Consider the following 1,101-nt stretch of genomic DNA (forward strand, 5'->3'; position numbering starts at 1 on the left):
TCCGCTTAAATATCTGATCTAATATAGAGCATATAAAATTACAGACTAAATAACGTTGAACCCAAGTATATCTGAACAGCTTTTAGCGCTTTCTCGAAAAGAACCCAACGCACGTAAACGTATGCGATTACTTGCCGTGTCATTATTTTATGAAGGTAATAGCAGAACCGACATTGCAAAACGCCTTAATATAGCACGGAGTAGTGTTAATAAATGGGTCTCTAGTTACCTAGAGCATGGGCTCGATGGCTTAGACAATAAGCCTATTCAAGGACGTCCATCCAGACTGCAACAGTCTCAGCTTGATCAACTGTCTGAATTTATTAAACGCACAAACACGGAGCTTCAAGGTGGCCGTCTAACCGGTGAGGACATTGTGCATTACATTAGCAGTGAATTTGGTGTTCATTACCACTTAAATCATGTCTATAAAATACTAAAGCAGCTTGGCTTTAGTTGGATCACAAGTCGTTCAAAACACCCTAAGCAGTCATTACAAAGCCAAGAAGCTTTTAAAAAACTTCCAACTGGAAACGATCCTTCACACACCAGGACACTTACCTCTTGATCGTATCGACGTATGGTTTCAGGATGAAGCTCGATTTGGCCAGCAAAATCCGACTACACGCATTTGGGCTAAGACGGGTACTCGGCCAAGGATTGTGAAACAACAACAGTTTGAATACGGGTATTTATTTGGTGCAGTATGTCCTGCCACGGGCCAAACAGAAGCGCTAGTAAGTCCATTCGTAAATAAAGAAGCGATGACGCAGCACATGCGTCAAATATCACAAGCTACACCAATTGGTAGGCATGCAGTAGTGATAATAGATGGCGCAGGCTGGCATACACATGATACTGCGTCAGAATTCAGCAACTTAACGCTAATAAAGCTTCCCCCTTACTCACCTGAGTTAAATCCAATAGAACAAGTATGGAGCTGGATAAGGCAACATTGCTTATCCAATAGAATATTTTCGGGCTATGTAGAAATAGTTGACGAAGTTTCAAAAGCTTGGAATCAATTTATTTCAATACCTGAACGAGTTAAGAAAATGTGCAGTCGTGAATGGATAAAGCTGATTTAATCTTTATGCGGAA

At 40.9% G+C, this 1,101-nt stretch carries 1 protein-coding gene; it reads left to right on the forward strand.

Features of this window, described 5'->3' with window-relative positions; genetic code table 11:
• Positions 1–121 precede the first annotated feature (121 nt).
• Positions 122–1,088, forward strand: a protein-coding gene (locus N477_RS25830; protein ID WP_155732035.1) for an IS630 family transposase whose coding sequence is annotated in 2 segments (ribosomal slippage) — positions 122–520 and positions 522–1,088 — 966 coding nt in all. Because the reading frame shifts where the segments join, the coding sequence is not laid out codon by codon here.
• Positions 1,089–1,101: the final 13 nt, after the last annotated feature.

The organism is Pseudoalteromonas luteoviolacea H33-S (assembly GCF_001625695.1).
Lineage (GTDB): Bacteria > Pseudomonadota > Gammaproteobacteria > Enterobacterales > Alteromonadaceae > Pseudoalteromonas > Pseudoalteromonas luteoviolacea_B.